This window comes from Sorangium sp. So ce406, from assembly GCF_051474675.1.
GTDB lineage: Bacteria > Myxococcota_A > Polyangia > Polyangiales > Polyangiaceae > Sorangium > Sorangium cellulosum_G.
Genome location: NZ_CP150340.1, coordinates 5,798,325 through 5,821,030 on the forward strand (window position 1 = coordinate 5,798,325; position 22,706 = coordinate 5,821,030).

At 71.8% G+C, this 22,706-nt stretch carries 16 protein-coding genes; 5 read left to right on the top strand and 11 right to left on the bottom strand.

Going from position 1 to position 22,706, the window contains the following annotated elements; translation table 11 throughout:
- Nucleotides 1–27: 27 nt before the first annotated feature.
- Nucleotides 28–426, bottom strand: a complete 399-nt coding sequence (locus tag WME96_RS21345) for an iron chaperone (RefSeq protein ID WP_437291933.1) — start codon at nt 424–426, stop codon at nt 28–30.
- A 119-nt stretch (nt 427–545) separates the two neighbouring features.
- Complete coding sequence (locus WME96_RS21350; RefSeq protein ID WP_437291934.1) at nt 546–1,253, bottom strand: DUF899 domain-containing protein; 708 nt, start codon at nt 1,251–1,253, stop codon at nt 546–548.
- Between the two features lie 295 nt (nt 1,254–1,548).
- On the opposite strand from WME96_RS21350, the gene WME96_RS21355 reads away from it, so the two are divergent.
- The 3 genes from WME96_RS21355 to xylA all read left to right on the top strand — a co-directional run bounded on the left by WME96_RS21355 (nt 1,549) and on the right by xylA (nt 5,160).
- On the top strand, nt 1,549–2,814 hold the full coding sequence (locus tag WME96_RS21355) for a helix-turn-helix domain-containing protein (protein ID WP_437291935.1): 1,266 nt from the start codon (nt 1,549–1,551) through the stop codon (nt 2,812–2,814).
- A 27-nt stretch (nt 2,815–2,841) separates the two neighbouring features.
- A complete protein-coding gene (locus WME96_RS21360; RefSeq protein ID WP_437291936.1) occupies nt 2,842–3,498 on the top strand; it encodes a Vgb family protein in 657 nt (218 codons plus the stop codon).
- A gap of 330 nt (nt 3,499–3,828) precedes the next feature.
- Complete coding sequence (xylA, locus tag WME96_RS21365; protein WP_437291937.1) at nt 3,829–5,160, top strand: xylose isomerase; 1,332 nt, start codon at nt 3,829–3,831, stop codon at nt 5,158–5,160.
- 93 nt (nt 5,161–5,253) lie between these two features.
- Here xylA and WME96_RS21370 read toward each other — a convergent pair whose 3' ends face one another.
- The 3 genes from WME96_RS21370 to WME96_RS21380 are packed head-to-tail and all read right to left on the bottom strand — an operon-like array spanning nt 5,254 to nt 10,416.
- Nucleotides 5,254–5,613 (bottom strand): hypothetical protein, encoded by a 360-nt coding sequence (locus tag WME96_RS21370; RefSeq protein ID WP_437291938.1) that lies wholly within the window; start codon nt 5,611–5,613, stop codon nt 5,254–5,256.
- Nucleotides 5,614–5,620: 7 nt separating this feature from the next.
- Nucleotides 5,621–6,193: an Imm26 family immunity protein gene (locus WME96_RS21375; protein ID WP_437291939.1), complete on the bottom strand. Its 573-nt coding sequence runs from the start codon at nt 6,191–6,193 to the stop codon at nt 5,621–5,623.
- Between the two features lie 38 nt (nt 6,194–6,231).
- Complete coding sequence (locus tag WME96_RS21380) at nt 6,232–10,416, bottom strand: DUF6531 domain-containing protein (protein ID WP_437291940.1); 4,185 nt, start codon at nt 10,414–10,416, stop codon at nt 6,232–6,234.
- Between the two features lie 190 nt (nt 10,417–10,606).
- Here WME96_RS21380 and WME96_RS21385 point away from each other — a divergent pair, with 190 nt between their 5' ends.
- Nucleotides 10,607–10,993, top strand: coding sequence for a PAAR domain-containing protein (locus WME96_RS21385; protein ID WP_437291941.1), 387 nt, complete (start codon nt 10,607–10,609; stop codon nt 10,991–10,993).
- A 29-nt stretch (nt 10,994–11,022) separates the two neighbouring features.
- Complete coding sequence (locus WME96_RS21390) at nt 11,023–12,687, top strand: peptidoglycan-binding protein (RefSeq protein WP_437291942.1); 1,665 nt, start codon at nt 11,023–11,025, stop codon at nt 12,685–12,687.
- Between the two features lie 308 nt (nt 12,688–12,995).
- On the opposite strand, the gene WME96_RS21395 is transcribed toward WME96_RS21390, so the two are convergent.
- Genes WME96_RS21395 through WME96_RS21420 form a run of 6 tightly spaced genes read right to left on the bottom strand, consistent with a single transcriptional unit; the run spans nt 12,996 to nt 22,651 of the window.
- Nucleotides 12,996–15,161, bottom strand: a complete 2,166-nt coding sequence (locus tag WME96_RS21395; protein WP_437291943.1) for a type VI secretion system Vgr family protein — start codon at nt 15,159–15,161, stop codon at nt 12,996–12,998.
- A 40-nt stretch (nt 15,162–15,201) separates the two neighbouring features.
- Entirely contained in the window at nt 15,202–16,569 is a 1,368-nt protein-coding gene (locus tag WME96_RS21400) for a phospholipase effector Tle1 domain-containing protein (protein ID WP_437291944.1), read from the bottom strand.
- A gap of 15 nt (nt 16,570–16,584) precedes the next feature.
- Nucleotides 16,585–17,001: a hypothetical protein gene (locus tag WME96_RS21405; RefSeq protein WP_437291945.1), complete on the bottom strand. Its 417-nt coding sequence runs from the start codon at nt 16,999–17,001 to the stop codon at nt 16,585–16,587.
- Nucleotides 16,995–17,924 carry a DUF4123 domain-containing protein gene (locus tag WME96_RS21410; RefSeq protein ID WP_437291946.1) on the bottom strand — a complete coding sequence of 310 codons (930 nt, stop codon included), beginning with the start codon at nt 17,922–17,924 and terminating at the stop codon, nt 16,995–16,997. The genes WME96_RS21405 and WME96_RS21410 overlap by 7 nt, the downstream gene beginning before the upstream one ends.
- A 7-nt stretch (nt 17,925–17,931) precedes the next feature.
- The gene (locus tag WME96_RS21415; protein ID WP_437291947.1) at nt 17,932–20,160 is read right to left on the bottom strand and encodes a type VI secretion system Vgr family protein; all 2,229 of its coding nucleotides are present in this window, start codon (nt 20,158–20,160) and stop codon (nt 17,932–17,934) included.
- A gap of 43 nt (nt 20,161–20,203) precedes the next feature.
- Nucleotides 20,204–22,651, bottom strand: coding sequence for a DUF2169 domain-containing protein (locus tag WME96_RS21420; RefSeq protein WP_437291948.1), 2,448 nt, complete (start codon nt 22,649–22,651; stop codon nt 20,204–20,206).
- Nucleotides 22,652–22,706 lie beyond the last annotated feature (55 nt).

A 22,706-nucleotide genomic window follows, 5' to 3' on the forward strand; every position in this document is an offset into this window, starting at 1 on the left:
CGCGCCTCGACGGCGCGCTTCCCGAGCTCAGGGAGAGGCAGGCCGCCGTGCGCGCGGAGGTGTCCGCCGAGCTGCATCGCCGTGATGCGCCGCGAGCATGCGCACCACGCGCTCGACCAGATCATACGGTACGGGCCGGTCGAGCCGGAACTTCAGGCCATCTTTGCCGTCGCGGTAAGGCTCTATCTCGGCCTCGACGGGGTCGTCGCTGCGGTAAATCGGGTAGAGGCCGATGTGCTTCTTCCACGCGGCGAAGTGGATGGCGTTTCGCCCGTCGAACATGATCGCGGGCATGCCGTAACGAATGCGCTCCTCGGCGTCGGGCAACACCCGCCGGATGGCGTCGCGAATGCCACCGAGCGCCGGGCGAACCGCCTCGGGGCAGGCGGCGATGTACTCGTCGATCGTCGTCGGGGCGGCGGGCACTGCTCCTCCTGTCGGGGTGGCGAGGCCGCAGGATAGTGCACCGAGGTCGCGGTGGCCAGGGGGCAGGCGACCGGCGACGCGGCACCGCCGACGGCGTGGACATCACCGGACTCGGTACATCACGTCGTGCCGTACCTGTCGTGGTGGCGGACCCACGCCATCCCGTACGGGAGCGCGGCCTCGTCGCGGCCCAGGGGCGTGAGATCGAGGTAGTTGTAGGTGCCCATCAGGATGTCGAGCCCGCGCGCATAGGTCGAGTAGGTGTGGAAGACCTCGTCCCCCTCGCGGGCGAAGACGCTCAGCCCCGGCGCCTCGGGCTGGGGGAACCGCGACTTCTTGAAGTTGTACTCGATGTCGCCTCGAGCGTACTCGTCCTCCCGGAACGACACGGCGTAGTCGAAGTTGAAATCCGTCTCGTTCGAGGAGACCCACGGGAACGTCCAGCCCATGCGCGCCTTGAACGCCTCGATCTTGGCCAGCGGCGCGCGGGATACGGCGCAATAGGCCGTGTCGCGGGCCGCGAGGTGGACATGGCCCCCCTGGATGTTGTCGGCCACGTACGAGCAGCTCTTGCACCCCTCGTCCCAGCTCGGGTGGAACATGAAATGGTAGACGATGAGCTGCCGTCGCGCGCCGAAGAGCTCGCGCAGCGTCACCTTGCCCGAAGGGCCGTCGAACACATACCCCTTCTCGACCTTCACCCACGGCAGCTCACGGCGCGCGGCGCTCAGCGCGTCGCGCCGCCGGTCGTGCTCTTTCTCCCTCTCCAGCAGCGCGAGGCGCGCCGCCAGCCACTCCTCCCTCGAGACCACCCTGGCGCGGCTCATCGGCTCCCTCCCTTCGAGGCGGGCGCGCCGGCGGCCTTCGCGCTCCGGAGCTTCTTGACGACGATCGCGGTCACGGCGCTGGCCGACGCCGCCTTGGCGAGGACCAATCCGAGAGATGTGAGACACGCAGGACACATGGGACTGCTCTCCTCCTGCCGGCGCCGCGCGCGGCTGTCCGCCGCTCGCTGCGTTCTGTCGCCGACGCGGAGAGATGACCACGCCGCCTGGGACCGCGACAGCAACATCGATGTCGCGATCGGTTGGCGCGCGCGGTCCGGCGTGAGATGCTGAGGCGGTGGACGCGACCGTCGAGATCCCCGCCGACCTCGGCGCGCGAGCGGCCCGGTCGCTCGCGGCGGGGGACGCGCTCGACGCGCTGAAGGTGGCCGGCCCGTTCGGTGGTCCCCACGCGCTCGCGCTCCGCGGGATCGCGCTCGCGCAGATCGGCGCCTACGCCGAGGCCAGGGCGGCGCTCGAGCGCGCCGCGCGGGTGTTCGCGGCGTCGGGCGCGGAGCGCGCGCTCGCGCGGGCGAGCGCGGCCCTCGGGGAGGTCGCGCTCGCGCAGCGGGAGCTCGGCGAGGCGCGGCGCGGGCTCGTCGAGGCCGGCGACGCCCTCGAGCGCGCCGGCGATCTCACGAACGCGGCGTGGGCCCGCCTCGGCGCGGCGCGCGCCGCGCTGCTCGACGGTCAGGTCGCCGAGGCGGCGCGGGCGCTCGCGTCCGCCGAGGCCACGGTCACGGGCGACGCGCCGGCGTTCACGAGGGCCGCGCTGGCGCTGGCGCGCGCCGAGCTGCACGCGCGGCTCGTGCGCGCGTCGTCGGCGCGGCGCGCCGCGGAGCAGGCGGCGGCGTGCGCGCGGGCGAGCGGACACCCGCAGCTCATCGCCGAGACGGAGCGCTTCCTCCGCGCGCACGACGAGCCCGTGGCGCGCGTCCTCCGCGGCGGCCGCGAGGAGCTCGCGCGCCTCGCCGACGTCGAGTCCCTGGCCGCCGCGGCCGCCGGACGCGTCGTCGTCGACGCGATCCGCCGCCGCGTCCTCGATGGCGGCGCCGCGCGCGCCGACCTCTCGCGCCGTCCGGTGCTGTTCGCCATGCTCGAGGCGCTCGCGCGCGCCCACCCGGCCGCCGTCGCGACCGCCGATCTCGCGCGCGCGGCGTTCGGCGCGCGCGCGGTCAACGAGTCTCACCGGCGCCGGCTGCGCGTCGAGGTGGGGCGCCTGCGGGCCGCGCTCGGCGGCGTCGGGGCGGTGAAGGCGCTCGGGAACGCGTACCGCTGGGAGCTCGGCGGCGGGGTGGAGCTCGTCCTGCTCGCGCCGCTCGAGGCGGGCGACGCCGGCGCCATCTGCGCGCTCCTGGCAGACGGCGCCGCGTGGAGCGCCGCGGCGATCGGCGCCGCCCTCGGCAAGAGCACGCGCACCGTGCAGCGCGCGCTCGCGGACCTGGCGCTCGCGGGGGCGGTCGAGGTCACCGGCGGCGGCCCCTCGCGGCGCTACGCGAGGCCCCGAGCGGCGCTGTCGATCGCGTCACAGATGTTGCTGCTCGGGCTGGCGCTCCCCGGCTAAGGGCCGGGGTGAAGGAGGTTTGGGGTCATGGACGACACACGACAGGCCGAGCTCGTCGCGGAACGTACGTTCGACGGGGTCGACTCGATTCATGGGGTCGCGTTCGACGGGCAGGCGGTGTGGTTCGCGCACGGGAACCGCGGAGACCTCTTGTCCGTGGAGCCGGAGACGGGCCGGGTGCTGCGTCGCCTGAAGGCCCCCGCCCACGCCGGCGTGGCGTTCGACGGGAGCCACCTGTGGGTCGTCGGGGGCGGCAAGATCCGCAAGGTCGATCCCGGGACGGGGGCCGCGGTGGGGGAGGTCCCGGGCTTCGACGCGACGCCGGTGACCGGGCTCGCCTGGGCCGACGGCGCGCTCTACGCGGGCGTCTACCGGCAGAGGAAGATCCTCAAGATCGACCCCGAGCGCGGGACCGTCCTCCGCACGCTCGTGTCCGACCGGCTCGTCACCGGCGTCACGTGGGCGGACGGCGATCTCTGGCACGGCGCGATGCGCGAGGAGGGCGGCCCGCCATCGGAGCTCCGCCGCGTCGACGCGCAGCGCGGCGAGGTCCTGGACCGGCTCGCGCTCCCGGACGGCGTGAGCCTCTCCGGCGTCGAGGCGGACTCGAGCGGCCGCCTGTGGTGCGGCGATCCGGCGACGGGCAAGCTCCGCGCTGTGAAGAGGCCGAGGAAAGCAGTCTGATCAGCGCGAAAGGCGGGCACGCGTAGTCACCCTTACACAGTTAGTAAATAGTATTGCCAAAGCCGCGTCGCTCTGGTAGTAGGTGGAGAGTCGGCGCGACCGCGGCTGGCGGCGAGGGTCGGGTGAGCTCTTGCCGCGCTGAGGCGACGGACGCGCAGGGCTCGGTCCCGCTTGCGATGTCGCCCACATCGGCGGTGCGACACCAAGCGCCGAAGTACCACATTGTTGTAAAGATACCGCCGCCGCCGCAGACCTGCTCGAACGCGGGCGCTGTCGTCGAAGGCGCCCTCTGATATAAGACACACGCAAACCACGAGCTGGAGATCCGCTATGACCGTTGTGACTGGCGACAAAGAGTACTTCCCCGGCGTCGGCAAGATCCCCTACGAGGGTCCCGAGTCCGACAACCCCCTCGCCTTCAAGTGGTACGACGCCAACCGCGTCGTCGCCGGCAAGGCCATGAAGGATCACTTCAAGTTTGCCGTGTGTTACTGGCACACGTTCTGCGGTCGTGGGCACGATCCGTTCGGTCCGGGGACGATCCACTTCCCCTGGGACGACGGCAAGGACGCGCTGGCCCGCGCCCGCATGAAGATGGACGCGAACTTCGAGTTCATCACCAAGCTGGGCGCGACGCACTACTGCTTCCATGACATCGACCTGGTCGAAGAGGGCGACAGCCGCGCCGAGACGTCGCGTCGCCTTCAGAGCATCGTCGAGTACGCCAAGCAGAAGCAGGCGCAGTCGGGCGTCAAGCTGCTGTGGGGCACGGCGAACCTGTTCTCCAACCCGCGCTACATGAACGGCGCCTCCACGAACCCGGATTTCTCCGTGGTGGCCTACGCGGGCGCCCAGCTCAAGGACGCGCTCGACGCCACCATCGCGTTGAACGGCGAGAACTACGTGTTCTGGGGCGGCCGCGAAGGCTACATGAGCCTGCTGAACACGGACATGAAGCGCGAGAAGGCCCACTTCGCTCGCTTCCTGACCATCGCGCGCGACTACGCGCGCTCGCGCGGGTTCAAGGGCACCTTCTTCATCGAGCCCAAGCCGATGGAGCCCTCCAAGCACCAGTACGACTTCGACGCGGAGACGGTGATCGGGTTCCTGCGCGAGCACGGCCTGGACAAGGACTTCAAGCTCAACCTGGAGACGAACCACGCGACGCTCGCTGGCCACACCATGGATCACGAGATGCAGGTGGCCGCGGACAACGGCATGCTCGGCAGCATCGACGCCAACCGCGGCGACTACCAGAACGCGTGGGACACCGACCAGTTCCCCTACAACATCAACGAGACGGTGGAGATGATGCTCATCCTGCTCCGCTGTGGCGGGTTCCAGGGCGGCGGCGTCAACTTCGACGCCAAGCGTCGTCGTAACTCGACGGATCTGGTCGACACCTTCCACGGGCACATCGGCGGCATGGATGTGTTCGCGCGTTCGCTCCTCATCGCCGACGACCTGATCCGCAAGTCGCCGCTCGAGTCGATGCGCAAGGCGCGTTACGCGTCGTTCGACAACGGCAAGGGCGCGGACTTCGAGCAGGGCAAGCTGACGCTGGAGCAGCTCGCCGAGATCGGCAACGCCGGCGGCGAGGTCAAGCTCACGAGCGGCCAGCAAGAGCTGTACGAGAACATCGTCAATCGCTGGATCCGCTGAGTCGAGCGATCGAGGGAACGACAGCCGGGCGCCGCCGTTGCGGGCCCGGCTGTTTTCTTTGGAGATCTGGAGCACGCCGCAGGGGCGCGGCGCCTACGTTCGACGAACGGCGCGAACCGCGGCGCGCAGCCGGTCGAACGTGCTCTCCAGGACGGCGCGTCGCTCCGCCTTGAAGGACTCGGTCGCGCCGAGCGCGTCGATCTGCGCGTCGTAGGCCGCGAGCACGCGCCGCGCCCACGACTCCACCTGCGCGAGCGGGAGGTGGAGCGCGCGGCAGCGCTCGCCGATCACCGCGAGCACCTCCATCAGCGCGATCTCCCCGTCGACGTCCTCGAACTGGACGTCGCCCTCGCCGAGGCCCTCGTCGATCTGCTCGGCGATGCCGTGGACGAGCCCGGCATAAGCGTCCAGCGCGCCGTCGCTGTCGAAGTTTCCCGATCCCCACGTCCCCATCGGCCCATCACCCCTTCGCGTGCTGCTTGGCCTTCTCCAGGCTCCGCCGGACGGACTCCGCCCATGCGGGGTCCGGCTCGCCCGGCGTCCAGGTCGCCCCCTCGCGGATGGCCTGGGCGACGCGCGCCGCGCGATCCTCGTCGCCGCGCACGCCGGTGGGGAGCCGTCGCGCCGCCTCGTCGCCGGGGATCTCCTCCTGCGTCGTCTCCTGCCGCACGTTCTGGGCGTGCCAGAACGGCCAGACACCGTACACGAACTGGAACTCGCTCTCGGGCGGCGCGAGCTCGAACCGCTCGTCGCGGTACACGACGGGCCACAGGCCCTGGATCACCGCCCCCACCGTGTGAACGAACGGAGGCACGGCGAAGCCGGATTCGAGCACGGAGGCGTCGAACTCCTCCCGGCGCCCCGCCTTGCGGAAGACCTCGACCACCATGGTGCCGCTCCGGTGGACGCTGAGGACACGGCCGAACGCCCACCGCTCGTCCCCGATCGGGATCCCGATCACGCTCCCTGCCGGCACCATGCTCGGGTAGTCAGGCACCTTGCTGTGCTTCGCGGTCGTCTTTGCTTTCGCCATGGATATCCTGTCGACATCGCGCGAGGCCCCTGCCCGCGCTACGTGCATCCTTGCCTCGCGCGCGACGGCCGTATCTCCTCGAGCCGCCGCATCCTCGCCTGGTACTCCGCCTCGAACGCCTGTCCCCGCAGGTCGCTGGCGTCGAGGGCGCGCTCGTGCCGGAAGCTGTTGTAGACGTTGCCGGGAAACTCGCCGATCTGATCGGCGGGGCGCGTCCCGTACCACTCCATGTACGCCTGCTCGTTGCCGCGCGCCTGCCGGAAGGTGAGGTTGTCCTGGATCCGACGCATCTCTCCTCCTTCCGTCGCGAGGCGCTGTCCTGGCGAACTGTGCGCGCTCTGGCGCTCGTCGAAGTCGTTCGTGTAGCCGATGTAGAACGGCTCGTCCTCCCCCTCGCGAAAGAGGCCATAGACGAGGTAGCCCGGCTCATCCAGCCCGACGAGCCCGAGCGGGTCGACCCGCGATGTCGGGCTGCCGTCGAACCCGAAGAGGTGCCCGCCGGCGCGGATCCCGAGCGGATCCGGGCTGCACCACCGCGCCACCTCCGCGTCCCAGGTCCGGAAGCGCGTGCTGTGCAGCCCCGTCTCCTCGTCCGCGTACTGCCCCATCAGGCGGAACGGCGAGGACACCGCCCGTCCGCTCCCGGATCTCCGCGCCGGATCGACGAACGCCTCGGCCACCTGCCCCCACGCCGCGTGCGCCGCCGACCACGCCACCTCCCCGCGCGCGTCGACGAGCTCCTTCGGCGCGCCGACATGGTCGTTGATGTAACTGAACACCTCGCCCTGCTCGGCCTGGAGCAGCGGCACGAAGGTGCCCGGCGCGTGGACGAAGCAGCGCGCGCCGTGGCGCGAGTCGACGTCGGCCGCGAGCACGTCCCGGTCCCAGAGGAACTCCACCGCGTGCTGCGCGTCCCCGCGCGCGTCGAACAGCTCCTTGCGCACGCGCCGCCCGAAGGCGTCGTAGGTGAAGGCCACCCGCTCCCCCGAGGGCAGCTTCACCTCGCGGAGCTGGTCCCGGCAATCCCACGTGTACTGCGTGCGCTCCGCCTCCGGCCCGGCCCCCACCGTCTTCAGGACGCGCCGCCGCCGGCCGTCGTAGGCGTAGCGCGCGCGATCGGTGCGCAGGAGGACGTCGCCCTTGTCGATCTCCCACGCCGGGTCCTCCGCCTCGGCGGGGGCGTGGTCCAGCCCCTGGACGAGCCGCTCGACGTAGCCGGCCGCGTCGTACGAGAAGACCTCCCGGTCCGCACCGCGCTGCGCTTCGAGGAGCTGGCCGATCGGATCGTAGCCGTACGCGGTCGCCCCCCAGCGGCTCTCCGCGATCCCGCTGACCCGCCCGAGCGCGTCCCGCCGCCAGAGCCGCCGCACGGCCATCGCGGGCGCGCCGCCGCCCGGGGCGCGCACGTCCATCCGCTGCTCGATCATCCGGTCCATCGCGTCGTACGCGGTGCGGATCGAGAAGCGCCCCGCGGCGTCCCCGCGCGCCTCCTCCCGCCCGAGCGCGTCGCGCTCCAGCACGAGCTGGAAGCCGTCGTGCTCCACGCCGGCGAGCTGGCCGCGCCCGTCGTAGCGGTAGCGCGTCGTCGCGCCGTCCGGCATCGTGCGCGAGGTGCGGCGCCCGCGCGCGTCGTACGCGTACCGCAGGGTGCGGTCGTCCTGCGTCTCCGCGATCACCCGCCCCAGCGCGTCGCGATCGAAGCGCGTGACGATGCGCTGCCCGGCGTGCTCGAGCGCCGCGCCGAGCAGCCGGCCGGTGCGGTCGCGGTCGAAGCGGATGGCGCCGTCGGAGGAGGTCTCCTCGACGATGTTGCCCAGCGGATCGTGCGAGAACGCGCGGAAGCTCCCGTCCGGATAGTCGATGCGCGACACGCGGCCGCTCGGCGCATGGCGGTAGTCGAGGACGCGGCCGTCGAAGGTGGTCTCGCGGACGACGCGACCCGCGCTGTCGTACGTGAACTCGTACGTCTCGCCCCGGGGATTCTCGACGGCGCGGAGCCTCTCGCGGGTGGTGTACTTGAAGCGCCACACGCGCCCGTCGGCCTGCTCGAGCGCGCGCAGCGAGCCCGTCCCGCCGTAGATGAGCGTGGTTGTCTGCCCGAGCGCGTCGAGGACGCGGCTCGGGTTGCCGAGCGGATCGTACTCGGATCGCGTGAGGGTCCCATCCGGCCGCTGGATGAGCACCGGTTGCCGGAGCCTGTCGTACTGGACGGTGGTGCGCCGCCCCAGCGCATCGGTCCGCGCGACGGGCTCTCCGAGGGGGTCGTACTCGTACCGGGTCCGCTCGCCGCGCGCGTCGATCTTCTCGACGAGGTTGTGCGCGGCGTCGACCGTGAACGACGCGACTCGCCCTTCCTCCCCGTGGATCGCGCGCAGGTGGCCGCGCTCGTCGTACTCGAGGCGAACATGGTGCCGTGACGGGTAGATGACCCCGACGAGCGAGCCGCGCGCGTCGTGATCGTACCGGGTGGCGAGGCCGCCGGGGTCGACCCGCAGCACGGGGTTGTCGCCGTCGTACGACCACGCGGTCACGTTCCCGGCGGGGTCGATCTCCCGGATCTTGCGCCCTCGCTCGTCGTGCTCGTACCGCGTGATCTCGCCCGCGCCGTTGCCCTCGGCGACGACGTACTGGTCGACATCGTACTCCAGCGTCCTGAGCAAGAGCCCTTCCGGCGTCTCCTCCCGCACGACGAGCCCGTCCTCGTTCCAGTGGAGGACGCGCGGCTCCTCGTTGCCCGTCAGCCGCGTGATCCGCCGCTCGAGGTCGACCCGGAGCTCGACCGTGTGCAGCCCGCCGTCGCCCCATGTCTTCTTGCACCAGCCGGTCTCGGGATCGTAGGCGTAATAGAAGCTCACGCCGTTCTTCAGCGTGGTCTTCACCATGCGGTGATCCTCGTCGTAGCCATACTTGTCGGCATGGCCGAGCGCGTCGGTGGCGCTCGCGAGCTCGCCCATCTTCGTGTAGGCGTAATCGACCCACTGCTCGAGGTTGCCCTCGACCCAGACCTCCAGGCGCGCGATCCGGCCGCCGTGGGTCGCCTTGACCCGCACCTCGCGGCCGGCCGTGTCGATGATCCGATGGAGCCGCTCGCCGACATACTCCAGGACGATCGCGTTGCCGTGAGGATCGGAGATCGACCGCAGCAGCGCCCTGCCGCCCGGCGCGGCCGGCGCGAAGCGGCGCGTGAGGCGGGTGTCGTGGCTGTGGACGGTGAACGCGCCGTCCGCGAGGGCGCCGATCGTGAGCCGATCCGCGCGGCGGAAGGCCCGCTGGCCCGGCTCGACGGGCGGCAGGAAGATGTCCCGGCCCTCCTGATCGCGGAGCGTGAGCCCGTCGTCCGTCCGCTCGACCCACTGCTCGAAGCTGTGCACCCACCCGCCGCGGCCGAGCGACGTGCGCTCCAGCGCGCGGGACGAGGAATAGTGGCGCTCCCACACGAGCGGGATCGGCCCGGGAAGGGAGAGATCCACCAGGGCGTCGACGACGCGCCCCGAGGCGACGTCCACCGGGTGCCCGGCCGTCGTGCACTTGCTGCGCGGCGGCGACGAGGCGCTTGTCGCGCTGCGCGTCGCGCCCTTCCGCGCGGCGTCGCCCGCGTCGTCGGCCCCCCGGGTCGCCGCCCGGAGGCCCCGCTCGAGGAGCTCCTTGCCCTTCTTGAACGCCGGCTTCAGCAGCTTGCCCCCGAGCTTCATGAGGAGCGCGCCGCCGAGCTTGAACGCGCCCTCGAACGCGAGATCGATGAGCAGGTCGATCGCGAGCGTCACCGCGCCCATCGCGAAGTCGCCGAAGGTCGGCGTCGTCTGCACCGTGCCCGGGTTGAGCACGAGCGACGTCGGCCATTTGCCCGTGTCCCAGCAATCGGCGTTGAGCGACAGCGGCCCGCCGATGACACAGCACGTGGACTTCTCACCGCAGATCTCGACCGCCCCGCGGGGCAGCCAGCATTTGTGCGATCCGAGCAGGATGTGGAGCGGCGTCAGCGCGTCCAGCGGATCGGGGATGATCCCGAGGTGGGGCCAGAGAAACATGGGCTCGTGCCCGTGCGTGACCGACGGCACTCCATTGAAGAGCACCGTGGGCTGCTGCTTGTCCCCGAGCGTGAACGGGTGAACGAGCGTCAGCTTCCAGAACTTCATCGGCAGCGGCGGGAAGATGTGAAACCCCTGGTGCATCTCGATGCCCACCAGGAGCCAGCCGTTGATGTCGTGGAAGTTGTGCGCCATGCGGCTCTCCGCCTGATTCTACCCGGCCGCCCCGCGTGAAAGAAGCCCAGGGATCCCGGCGGCGTCCGGGCGCGATCGGCGCGGCGACGGTGTCCCCGCGGCGCGATCCGCGCGTCTCTCCCCAGGGCGGCGCGATCCGTACTATCATCGCCCCGGACGGACGCGACGGCCGCGACGGAGACGAGACGCCATGCCCCCTGCCGCACGGATCACCGACATGCACACCTGCCCCAAGGTCGAGCCGGGCCCCGTGCCGCACGTCGGCGGCCCCGTCATCCTCGGGGAGCCCACGGTGCAGATCGGGTTTCAACCCGCGGCCCGCGTCGGCGACAAGCTCACCTGCGTCGGACCGCCGGACTCCGTGTCGCAGGGGGAGAAGAGCGTCCTCATCGGCAACAAGCCCGCGGCGCGGATGGGCGACCCCACGAGCCACGGCGGCGTGATCGTGGCGGGGTGCCCGACCGTGATCATCGGATCGTCGGCGCAGGCGGAGACCCTGAAGACCGATGAGCCGTTCTGCGAGGAGTGCGAGCGCAAGCGCAAGGAGCGCGAAGCACGGCAAGAGCGGCGAGGATAGCCCCCGAGCGCGAGGAGCCCCGGAGCGTCATGCGCAGCCACATCGTCCATCAGGGAGAGTGCCTGTCGTCGATCGCGAAGCGATACGGCTTCGCCGATCCCATGGTCCTCTGGGCCGACGCGGCCAACAAGGAGCTCCACGACCGGCGCGGCGGCGACGCCAACGTGCTCTATCCGGGCGACGTTGTCGTGATCCCCGAGCGCGGCGCGACAGCGCCCGAAGCAGGCGAGAGGAAGGGCGTGCTCTCGCCCGCGCTCGAGACCATCGAGGCCCCGTCGCCGACGAGGAAGCTCCACCTCATCCTCCGCGACGCGCAGGGTCAGCCGCTCGCGCGGCGGGCGTTCTCGCTGGAGGTCGGGGGTGAGACGCTGACCGGGACCACCGACGCCGCGGGGGCGCTCGTCCGCGAGATCCCGGCCGACGCGGCCAGGGCGAGGCTCGACGTGGACAGGTACCGCTGGGAGCTCGACATCGCTCACCTGAACCCGATCGCGAACACGCCCGACGAGGGGTACTCCGGGATCGTCGAGCGGCTCAGGAACCTCGGGTATGTGGCAGATCCGGAGCTCGAGCCGGCGTTGCAGGCGGCGCTGCGCGCGCTGCGGCGGTTCCAGGAGGACTTCGGCCTCCCGGCGACCGGTCATGCCGACGACGACACGAGGGCGGCGCTGGAGGCGGCCCACAAGGGCGAGGTAGCGCCGGCGGCGAGGGAGACGCTCCCCGACGGCGGGGAAGCCGCCCGCGCGGTCGAGGTCGTGGCGGCGCTCCCCGCGACGCCGCCGCTCTGCGCTGCGCTGGTCAGGAAGGCGAAGAAGGCCGGCGCGAACGCGGTGTCGCCCGGGACGCCCAGCGTGCTCAGGCCCGCGCGCAAGGGGACGTGCGAGCTGTGCGCGCGTCACGACGACTGCCTCGACAACGATCACAACGTCCTCCTCGCCGTCGCCGAGATGGCCCGGCGCCTCGACGGCGACGCGGCGGCGTTCCTGGGCGTCATCCACCTCGCGACGGGCCACACCACCTCGCCGCGCGTCAGGAACCCTGGATCGAACGCCGTGGGGCTCCTCCAGCTCACGCCGGGCACCGCCGCGGAGCTCGGCACCTCCGCCGAGGCGCTCGCGGATATGTGCCGGATCGAGCAGATCGAGGTCGCCGAGGCGTACTTCGAGGCGCGGAAGCAGGCCTGTCCAGGGGCCGACTTCCGGGAGGCCCGCGACGTCGCGCTCGCCGTCCTGGAGCCGGCCGGCCTCGATCCGGCCCAGCCGATCCTGGGTGTCTCCGCCGCGATCTGCGATGGCCCCTTCTTCGATGATCCCCGCGCGGGGCGAGTCGAGATCTCCGACGACATGATCGCTCATTTCAAGGCGCACCGGAAGGAAGCGACCGGCCAGACCCTCCGCGCGCACGACGGCCAGCTCCTCGGCGTCGACGAGAAGGCGACCTATTACACGGCGATGAGGGGCGGCGAGGAGATCCGCGTCACGAGGCGCCAGCGCGCCGTCTACAAGCGCAGCTCGGGCCTGGACAGGGACGGCGACGGGTTCGTGACGCGCGACGACTACGGGGCGATCGTCGGCGACCTCATCGCCGGCTGCGCGAAGGAGGCCTGTGACCGGGCGCGCGCGCTGCAGGCCGTGCTACCGCAGGCCTACCAGATCACCGTGCCAGGCGCGCCCGGCGCCGCGAAGAAGGCCTGACGCCCGGCGCCCCCTGCCCTCGCGCCCCCTACGGCGCAGGGCGCAGGGAGTACGCGGCGCGATCGCGAAGTGTTACTCCCCTACTTCCGCGCGTCAGAAATCCTGCCAGGGATCTGCCTCGCGAGCGAAGAGAGATTTCAACGCAAAGAGCGCAAAGACGCAAAGAGCGCAAAGACGCAAAAATGCATAAAATTGTTTCTTGCGCCTTTGCGCCTTTGCGCCTTTGCGCCTTTGCGCCTTTGCGCCTTTGCGCCTTTGCGTTGAAATTCTTCCTCGGCCATTCCTGGCAGGACTTCGGGCGGGCGGAACTACCCCACGGGCGGCACCCGCACCACGGCCTCCACGGGCTCCTCCGGCGCCTCGGCCTTCGGGCCCTCGCCCTTGCCGGCCGACCCGCCCGCGTTGATCTTCACGAGCGTCCCCTTGATGGTCACGCCGGCGCCGTCGATCTGCAGGAACCCCCCGGGTCCCTTCACCGTCACGCCCTGGCCCCCCTCCCCCACCATGTCCTCGCCAGCGACCAGGGTGACCGCCTTGCCCGCGGCCAGCGCATGCGTGCCGCCCACCTTCTCGTGCTGATCCTCCAGCACCGTCAGCGACTGCGCGCCGTCGACCCGCTGCCGGCGGTCCTTCTTCACGTGGGTGTGCAGGGCCTCCTCCACGCGCTCGCGCCGCTTCCCCTTCACGACCTCGTCGACATCCTTGCCGACGAGCCGCTCGTGGAGCCCCTCGGTCCGCTCGATCTCCGCCTTCCTGACCCAGTGCGCGCGCTGGGCGCCCACGAGGAGCGCCCGGTTGGCCCCGGTCACCTCCACGCGGTTCAGCCCCGTCACCTCGGTCCGGTTCACCCCCGTGGTGTCGGTCTCGCTCCCCAGCACCTGCTTTCTTCGATCGCGGCCCACCGTGATCGTCTCGTCGTTCTTCACGAGCGCGCGGAGGTTCTTCTCCGCCTGCAGATAGAACAGCTCGTCTCCGCGCGCGTCGTCGAGCTTGATCTCGTTGAACCCGCCGCCCCCCGGCGAGGACTCGCTCTTCCAGATGCTGATCGTCTTGCTCGCCGGCAGCGCGTAGGGCACCGGCTCGATCGCGTTGTACGCCCGGCCCAGGATCACCGGTTGATCCGGATCACCCTCCAGGAACGTGACGAGCACCTCCTGGCCGACGCGCGGCAGCAGGAACATGCCATGACCGCTCCCGGCCCAGCCCTGGCTCACGCGGATCCACATCGACGCTTCGGGGTCCCTCACCCCCTCCCGGTCCCACGGGAAGTGCACCCGCACCCGGCCGTGCTCGTCGGTGTGGATCTCCTGCCCCGGCGGGCCGACCACCCGCGCGCTCTGCAGGCCGTGAATCCGCGGCTTCGGCGCGCGGAGCGCCGGCGCATAGGGCGCGTCGGCGAAGACAGCGCGGCCGGTCATCTGCCAGACATCGTCGTGGGTGCCCTCCATCGAGAGCGCGGTCACGAGCAGCCTCGGCGCACCCGCGAGGTCCGGGTGCGGGTGGCCGCTCATCGTGAACACCGTCCCCGGCCGCAGGTCCGGCGTGTTCGTCGAGAAGCCGACCGCGAGCCGCCCCGCGCGCTCGCCCTCGAGCGCGCGCGCCGCGCGGCCCTGCGCGTACGCGACGTCGTGGCGCGCGAACCCCTTCGCGTCGGCCACGGGCGTCCCGCCAGGCTTGCCCGTCTCCACGAGCGCGCCGCCCGGCAGATAGCGATACTGCTCGTACCGGTCCTCCGGTGAGCCGGCCGCCGGCGCCTCGCCGGTGACAGGCAGGCCGGGGTTCCGGAAATCGAAATCGCGGAGCGTGTACGCCCCCGGACGCACCTCGTGGACCAGCGAGACGCCGAACATGCGCTCCAGCTCCAGCGGCGCGCTCGGGCTGTTCAGGAACGGGATCGACGCCGGCCGCGCCGCCTGGTCGTTCAGCCGATCGCTCAGCAAGAGCCGCGAGCCGCCCTCGTCCTCCGGGAACGCATAGGCGATCCCCGCCTCCTCGAGCAGCCGGCTGAAGAAGTCGAAGTCGGACTCGCCATACTGCACCTTCGCCTCGAGCCGCGGATACCGCCCGCGGTCGATCTCCCAGGCGTGATCGATGCCCCATTCGCCGAGCAGAGCATCGATGATGTCCGGGATCGCGAGGTGCTGGAAGATGCGGTTGTTCGTGCGCTGCGTGAGGAGCCACAGCGCGGGGACGAGGTGAATCGCGTAGAGCGACAGGCCGCCGGGCTCGACCTCCACGAGCTCCATGTGGCGCACGATGCCCGAGAAGCGCCGCGCCGCGCTGGAGAACGCGTGGCCCGGGTCGGCGAGGAACGCCGCGGGCGCGCCCACGATGGCCGAGAGGTCGATCGACGGGTCGGGGCTCCGCGCCCAGACGGTCGCGCTGAAGAGCGTCGATATCGCCTCCTCGACGGCGAAGCGGCGCACCGAGAGCGACGGATCGAGGCGATCGAACGTGAGCTCGAGGACGGGCATCGGCGGACCTCCCTGGGACCCCGGCGGCCGGGGCGCGGCGTCACTTGCGCGAGGCATTGAAATAGACGCTCCGCTGGCGCACCGGCGGCCTCGGGCGGCCCTCGTACCAGTCGACCAGGTTGTCGATCGGGTTCTCCAGCCAGTCGTTCAGCTTGTTGAGCTTGTCCATCGGCCGGTCGAGGAACGTCGTCGGCCCGAACTCGTCGAGCTGATCGTGGATGTACTTCGCCTTGAGGTACATCCACGACTTCAGCATCGCCCGCGTCACCGAGAGCTCCTTGTACTCGTCGTTCGCCAGCGCCTGGATGTACCTGTCGCCCAGGATCGGCTTGCGGTCGGCGCGGTACCGGTTGTAGGCAGTCCGCAGATCCCCCGGGACGACGGTGAACGCCGCGGGCAGGCCCGAGAGCGCCGAGAGCGGGACCCCCTTCTGCAAGCTCCGCCTGTGCATGTCCTCGAGCGGGATGTGCGCGAGGTGCACCAGCTTGCCCTGCTCGCCCGGCCCGTAGCCGCCGCCCACGTCGGCATGCGCCCCCGGATACGGGATCTCCTCCATGTTCTTCGGCAGCGGCTCCTCGCCGCCGACGGCGTTGACGAGCCGCCGCCATGCGCTCTTGCCCTTGATCGACTGGACCGAGAAGAAGCTCCGCCGCTCGTCCTCCGCGATGTAATGGGTCGTCCACGCGACCCAGCCCGCGTCGACGTTGAAGTCGTACTCGACGTCCAGGTCCTTGCCCGCCACCGTGAAGGATCCGACCGTGTCGAAGACACCGAGGAACCACACCTTGAGGCCGCCGAGCGGCGGATAGACCTTCACCGGCACGAGCACCGTCCCCGACACCGAGTTCCCCATCGCGATGTAGTCGGTGCGGGGCGTCGCGTGCGTGTTGTTCACGCGGAACTTCTTGACATTATTGACAAAATCGCGCGCCAGCGCGGCGCCGCGGCTGAAGCCGTAGACGTCGATGATCTTCTCGACGGCGAGGTGGTTCTTCCCGCGGTTGAAGAACTCGTTGAGCTGCTCTCGGCCCCAGTCGATGCGCTTGCGGCCGCCGAGGCCCATGCCGCCGCCGAGGATGTCCTCGGCCTTCTGGCCGAGCGCGCCGGACTTCACCTCGGAGCCGACGCCGATGTGGTACGCGGACGTCTGCACCGTGCCCTGGCGCTTGTACAGCTTGAAGAGCTTGGCGACGTTCGTCGGGTTCTTCCGGGCCCAGTCGACGAACATGTTGTTGCCGGTGCCGTCGAAGAACACGCCGATCCGGATGCGCCCCGCCGGGCAGCGCTCGGTGCCGGACGGGGGCTCGTTCGGGAGCGCGCTCGCGCACATCTGGTTGTAGCTCGCCTTGGTCTGCGCCGGGGTGCCGCCGCTCAGCGGCTCGTTGGCATCGATGCTCTTGCCCTTCATGCGCCCTCCAGAACCTCAGCCCTGCCCACCGCCGCCGTCCGCCTCGTCGGCGTGCGCGCGCGCCCAGTACGCGACGGGGTCGCACATCCGCGCGGCCTCCTCCCACTCGTCCTCGGTGAGGTGCGCGAGGAGGGCCTCCACCCGCTCGTCCGGCGGGATCGAGGCGTCCGCGAGGACGCGCGCCGCGGCCGGGTGCTCGTCGAACGCCGGGCAGATCTCGATCATGTGCGCCACGAAGACCGTGAGGCTCGACTCCCACGTGAGCCCGTGGCCGCGCCCGCGCGCGAGCCCGTGCCGGACGCGAAAGCGCAGCTCGTCGTCCGACAGGCGCTCGGTCGCGACCCCGTGAAAGCGCCGGAGATGCCCCACCGTCCGGTCCACGAACGCGGGATCCCCGGCCTCGCTCCGCTGGCGGCGCTTCACCTTCAACATGGCTTACCCCCGGGGCGCGCGTGGCGCAGGACGTCCAGATCCTCGCTCTCCATGAAGATCTCGCGGATCTCGCCGAAGAGATCGCCCTTCTGGAGCGGCGTGCACGTCGGCACGAAGGCGCGGAGGACGCCGGGGTCGTAGAAGCGGAAATAGAGCCGGTCGCCTGTCTCGTCCTCCTCGACCATCAAGAAGCGGCGGAGGTGGCGCCGCACCTCGCGGAAGGGCAGCGGGCACGAGAGGAAGATCCCCCATCGCTTGCCCCAGCCCTCGTCGACGAGCCGCTCGAGGAGGCCGCCGTCGCCGCCGTCGACCTCGATCGGCGACAGCCGGACGAGGTACGGGGCCACGTCCGCGAGCGACTCGCCCTCGAGGCCCTCGTACAGCGACCGGTACGGCGCCACCGACTCGCGCAGGAGCACGAGGATCCGCGCGCTCCGCGCCGCGTCGAGCACCGCGTAGAGCGGCCCCGGCGCGCGGCGCAGCCGGTCCTTCGCGACCCGCCGGCAGTACGCGCGCTGCTCCGCGGCGCGCGCCGCGAGCTGCCGCCGGAATGGCGCGTCGAACGGCGCGTCCGGCGCGTCCGGGTCGATCTCGTCCTCGTCCTCGCCGTCGGGCGGGGTCGCCGCCTCGAGGTACGCCATGAGATCGGTCCCGCCCGCGCGGATCCAGGCGCCGTTCTCGAGCTCCGCCTCGGCCACGGGCTCGCCGCCGACCAGCGTCCCCCGCGCGCTGCCGAGGTCCCTCAGGCGGAGCACGGCGCCGTCCCAGCGCACCTCGAAATGGAGCGCCGACATCTGCGCGTCCCCCGGGATCGCGAGATCCGCCCGGTCGACGCGGCCGACGCGCAGCCGCCCGCCCGGCGCGATCGCCGCCTTCTGCCCCTTCATCGGCCCGTGACGGACCTCGATGATCGCGCGCTGCACAGGCACCTTACTGCGCGATCCCCGTGATCGCGACGTCCTCGGGCTCCGGCTTCACCGGCGCGACCACCACCGCCTCCTTCGCCTCCTCCGGGGCCTCGGGCTGCGCGCCCGCGCCGGACCCGGCCGATCCACCGCTGTTGATCTTCACGAGATCGCCCTGGATCGTCACCCCCTGGGCGTCGATGCGGATGAACCCGCCCGGGCCCTTCAGCGTGAGATCCTTCGCCGCCTCGATCACGAGCGCCGTGCCCGCCTTGAGGTGGATCTGCTTGCCCGCCTCGAGCGCGTGATTCTTCGCGATCTTCTCGTGCCGGTCCTTCCCGACGGTCAGCGACTGCTTGCCGTCGATCTGCTCGTTGCGCTTGCCCTGCACGCGGAGGTGGCAGTCGCCCTCGACGCGCTCGCGCTTCACCTGCCGGATCACGATGTCCTGATCCTCGCCGACGAGGATCGCGACGCCGCCGTCCGTGCGCTCGATCTCGTCGCCGATCACGAGCTTCTCGTGCGATCCGCCGACCACGGTGACCCGGTTCACGCCGGTGATCTCGGTGCGGTTCACGCCGGTGACCTCGGTGCGGTTCGCCCCGGTGGTCTCGGTCTCGTTGCGCACGACGAGCTTCTGCCGGTCGTGGCCCACCGTGATCGCCTCGTCGTTCTTCACGAGCTTGCGGAGGTTCTTCTGGGCCTGCAGATAGACGAGCTCCCTGCCCTCCAGGTCCTCGAACATGATCTCGTTGAAGCCGTTCGAGCCCGGCGACGAGTCGCTCTTCCACGTGCTCCGGGTCTTGTGATCAGGCAGCTTGTACGGCACCTTCTGCGTGGCGTTGAACACGCAGCCGACGATGACGGGCTGATCCGGATCGCCGTCGAGGAAGCCGACGAGGACCTCCTGGCCGATGCGCGGGATCACGATCATGCCGTATCCGGTGCCCGCCCAGCCCTGGCTGGCGCGGATCCACGAGGAGCTGCCGTCGTCGAGCCGGCCCTCGCGATCCCAGGGGAACTGCACGCGGACGCGGCCGAACTCGTCGACGTGGATCTCCTGGCCGGCGGGGCCGACCACGGTCGCGCTCTGCACGCCCTCCACGCGCGGCTTCGGCGTCCGCTGCGGGGGCAGATACGGCACGTCCGTGAACACGGCCTGCGCGGACATCCGCCACTCCCGCGTCGGGTCGCCCTCCACCGCGCACTCGCTGACGAGCAGCGTCGCCGCCTCGTTGAGCTCGGCGTGGGGGTGGTTCTCGAACGAGCAGATCGACCCCGGCAGGAGATCGATCGCGTTCGTCTCGAACGACACGAGCCGCTTGCCGGCGCGCGCGCCCAGCAGGAGCCGCTCGGCGCGCGCCTTGCCAAACGCCTGGTCGTACCGCGCCACACCCCTGTCGTCCGCGACCGGGGTGCCGCCGCCCTTGCCCGTCTCGACGAGGAACGCCCCGGGCTCGTACCGGTACTGCTCCAGCCGGCTCTCCGGCTCCGGCGATCGCGGCGCCTCGCCGAAGAGCGGATAGGCCGGGTTGCGGAAGTCGTGGTCGCGGAGCGTGAGCGCGCCGGGCCGGACCTCGTGGGCGAGGCGCACGCGGGTGACGAACTCCGTCTCGGTGACCTGGTTCGGGCTGTCCACGAAGCGCAGCGGGCCGCCGGCGCGCGGCGCCTCGGCGTGGGGACGGTCCACGAGCGTGAGCGCGGAGCCGCCGGCCTCGTCGTTCGCGAACACGAACGCGATGCCCGCCTCCTCGAGGAGGCGGCTCAGGAAGGCGTGGTCGGTCTCGCCGTACTGCACCTTGTACTCGAGCTTCGGGTACTGGCCGCGGTTGATCTTCCAGACAGGCTCGATCGACCACTCGGCGAGGAGCCTGTCGACGATGTCCGGTATCGTGAGGTGCTGGTAGATTCGATGGTTGCGGCGCTGGGTGAGCAGCCACAGCGCGGGGACGATGCGCAGGTGGTACGTCGATACCTCGAGGGCGCTGCCCGTCGTCTCGACGCCCTGGGCCTGCTCGATGTTGCTGACGATGCCCGCCCAGAGGCGCGCGCCCCCGCCGAGGACGGAGCGGACGCCGCTCGCGGCGCGCAGCGACGCGGGCTGCCCGACGATGGCCTGGAGATCGAGCGAGTGGCTCTCCGACCGGGCGACGACGGAGACGGTGAACAGCGTGGAGATCGCCTCGTGGACGCGGAACCGATGGACGGAGAGCGAGTCCTCTCCGCACGCGAACGAGAGCTCCAGGTGCGGCATGCGCGGATCCTCAGGTGATGGTTCGTCGTTCGTTCGTCATCGTTCAGCGGCGCGAAGGCAGCGGCGCCACGCGGGCCAGCGCGAGCACGCGCAGGGCGATGGGGTGAGACTCGTGCTGGTCCACCTGGAGGTGCAGCTCGGCGAGGATCCGGGCCCGGAAGCGCTGGTACAGCGGGAGCTGCTGCGCCAGGGCCTCGGGGAGATAGGCCGGGATCGGCTGCGATGAGCCGGGTGCCTGGAGGAGCGCGCGCAGGTGCGGGCCGCCGAAGACGGGGCGCCGCTGGTACTGCCGCTGATCGAGGAGCGCGCGCTCGGTCTGCGCCTTGAGGTAGCCGGCGGGGGCGACGCGCTTGCCCTCGAAGGCCTCCTTGATCCGCGTCGTCAGGCCCTCGGCGACCGCCGGGGAGGTGCGGAGCTCCGGCAGCTTGAGGAACTCCTGCGCGGGCGCGACAGCGGCCCTGAGCTGCTCGTCGCTGCCCACGAGCGGCGTCGCCGCGGTGACCGTAGCCTTCAGGGTCTCGAGCTCGTCGAAGCCGAAGATCAGCTCGCCGGCGACGAGGCAGACCGGCGGGACGAACTTGCCGCCGTCGCGCACCGCCTCGATGACGGCGTCCTGCGCGCCGTCGGCGTCCGTCGCGCCGGCGCGGGCGATGATCTCGAAGACCTCGCGGTGATCCTCGACCGCCATCGGATCCTTCGCGAGCGCCGGCTCGTCCGCCTCGCGATCGAGCGGGCGCTCGTCGAGCTCCTCGAGCAGCGGGCGGAAGGCGGGCTGCCGGCGGACGCGCGGGACGCTCTCCGGGTCGAACCAGATCAGGTGGACGATCTCGGGAAGGCCGGAGCGCGCCGCGGCGGCGCCTCGCGCGGCCGGCGTCCGGGCCGGCGCCGAAGCGGGGGCCGGCGCGGCGGGCGCCGGATCAGGCCGCGACGCCGCGGCGACCGCGGAGGAGCCGATCGTGGACGGGGGCGCGGCGGCGGCGTGCGCGGCGCCAGCCGCCCAGGGGCTCTCGACGGGCGGCGGAGCGACGACGGCGGGCCGCGGGACGACCGCGGGCGGCGGGACCGAGGCTGGCGCGACAGCGGGCGGCGCGGCGGCGGGCGGGGCCGCCGCGGGCGCGGCCGCGACTGCGGGCGGCGTCGCGACGGGCGGCGCGGAGGTGATCACGGGCGCGGCGGGCTGGGACGGGAGCGCGGTGCGGTCGGCGGCGGCGTCGCGACGGGCGGGCGGCGGCGCGGGCGCGGCGACGAACGGCATGCCGGCGAGGCGCAGGGACGCGGCCTGCGAGGACGGCGGCGGGGCGCTCGCCGCGACGACGAACGGGAGCGCCACGCCGCCGGCCCCGGTGGTCGGCACCGTCTCCCCCAGCCCGCTCGCGGGCATGTCCGTGCGGCCGACGCGGTCGCCGCGGCGCGCGGACCGGGCGCCGGCGCTGCTCGGCGCGGGCGAGGAAGGCGCCTCGCGCCCCTCCCCCGGATCGCTGTCGCGCCGCACCGGCGCGCTCGGCGCGTTGAACAGGGCGCTCACCGGCGCGCTCACCAGGCTGACGCGCACCGCGCCCGCCTCGTGCGGGTGCGCGAGCGGGATCTGCCCGCGCCAGGTGAGCGCGCAGAGGGCGCGATCCGTGTGGATCCACAGGAGATCCGGCCGCAGCGCCACCGGCTGCGCGGCCTGCCCCGGGCGCTCCACGAACGCCTGCGGGCGCTCGCCGGCGAGGCGCGTGGTGAGGCGGGGGAGCTCGGGGTGGAGGTTCTCGAGCACGATGCGCTCGTCGCCGCGCAGCGCGGCGACCTGCTGGTCGGGCGGCGCCGCGTTGAAGTACGACGCGTCGAGGTCGGCCGGGAGCGGGCTGCGCTGCCACTCGCCCGACGCGAACGCCGCGGCGTGGCGCCCCAGCCTGGACCGCCGCGCCGGCCAGGACGGGGCGATCGGGCCGAAGCCGACCGGCTCGATGACGTCCTCCGGGCCGGAGATCACGGTGCCCGGCGGCACGAGGTTCGGGAGCCGGTGCGCGCCGTAGGCGTCGCGCGCGCCGGGGGCGATCCCGACGGCGTTCGCCGCGTCGGCGCCCCGGGCGGCGCGCTCCCAGAGGAGCGGCATCCGCGCGAACGGCTGCCCCTCGCGGAGCGCGCCCTCCTTGGTGAAGGTCCGGTCGCAGAAGACCTCGATCGGCTTGTCGATCTCGCCGACCGAGAGCCGCGCGACGAGCGAGCGGACGGGCGCCTGACCCGGCGCGAAGGCGTGGCCCACGAGCACGACGTCCGCGCGCGGGCGGATCGGGACGATGTCGGTCGAGGCGTACAGGCTGAAGGCCGGATCGTCGCGCCAGTGCGCGTCGGCCTCGCGCAGCGGCTCCTGCTCGGGCGCGAGCGGCGACTCGCCCGGCCGCAGCGCGAACGTGGTCTTGCAGGCGAACGTGAGCATCCACGCATCCGGGCGCGGCTGCCACAGCAGCGAGGCGACCGGGAGCGGGCCCAGGGCAAGGACCTCCATCGAGGCGAGCATACACAAGATGTGTCCAGGACGTCGATTTCTGCTCGACGAGGTG

Coding starts and splice junctions, on each gene's coding strand:
- xylA (WP_437291937.1), top strand. CDS start 3,829: ATGACCGTTGTGACTGGCGACAAAGAGTACTTCCCCGGCGTCGGCAAG.
- WME96_RS21370 (WP_437291938.1), bottom strand. CDS start 5,613: ATGGGGACGTGGGGATCGGGAAACTTCGACAGCGACGGCGCGCTGGAC.
- WME96_RS21405 (WP_437291945.1), bottom strand. CDS start 17,001: ATGTTGAAGGTGAAGCGCCGCCAGCGGAGCGAGGCCGGGGATCCCGCG.
- WME96_RS21380 (WP_437291940.1), bottom strand. CDS start 10,416: ATGGCGCACAACTTCCACGACATCAACGGCTGGCTCCTGGTGGGCATC.
- WME96_RS21415 (WP_437291947.1), bottom strand. CDS start 20,160: ATGCCGCACCTGGAGCTCTCGTTCGCGTGCGGAGAGGACTCGCTCTCC.
- WME96_RS21420 (WP_437291948.1), bottom strand. CDS start 22,651: ATGGAGGTCCTTGCCCTGGGCCCGCTCCCGGTCGCCTCGCTGCTGTGG.
- WME96_RS21395 (WP_437291943.1), bottom strand. CDS start 15,161: ATGCCCGTCCTCGAGCTCACGTTCGATCGCCTCGATCCGTCGCTCTCG.
- WME96_RS21390 (WP_437291942.1), top strand. CDS start 11,023: ATGCGCAGCCACATCGTCCATCAGGGAGAGTGCCTGTCGTCGATCGCG.
- WME96_RS21360 (WP_437291936.1), top strand. CDS start 2,842: ATGGACGACACACGACAGGCCGAGCTCGTCGCGGAACGTACGTTCGAC.
- WME96_RS21385 (WP_437291941.1), top strand. CDS start 10,607: ATGCCCCCTGCCGCACGGATCACCGACATGCACACCTGCCCCAAGGTC.
- WME96_RS21350 (WP_437291934.1), bottom strand. CDS start 1,253: ATGAGCCGCGCCAGGGTGGTCTCGAGGGAGGAGTGGCTGGCGGCGCGC.
- WME96_RS21400 (WP_437291944.1), bottom strand. CDS start 16,569: ATGAAGGGCAAGAGCATCGATGCCAACGAGCCGCTGAGCGGCGGCACC.
- WME96_RS21375 (WP_437291939.1), bottom strand. CDS start 6,193: ATGGCGAAAGCAAAGACGACCGCGAAGCACAGCAAGGTGCCTGACTAC.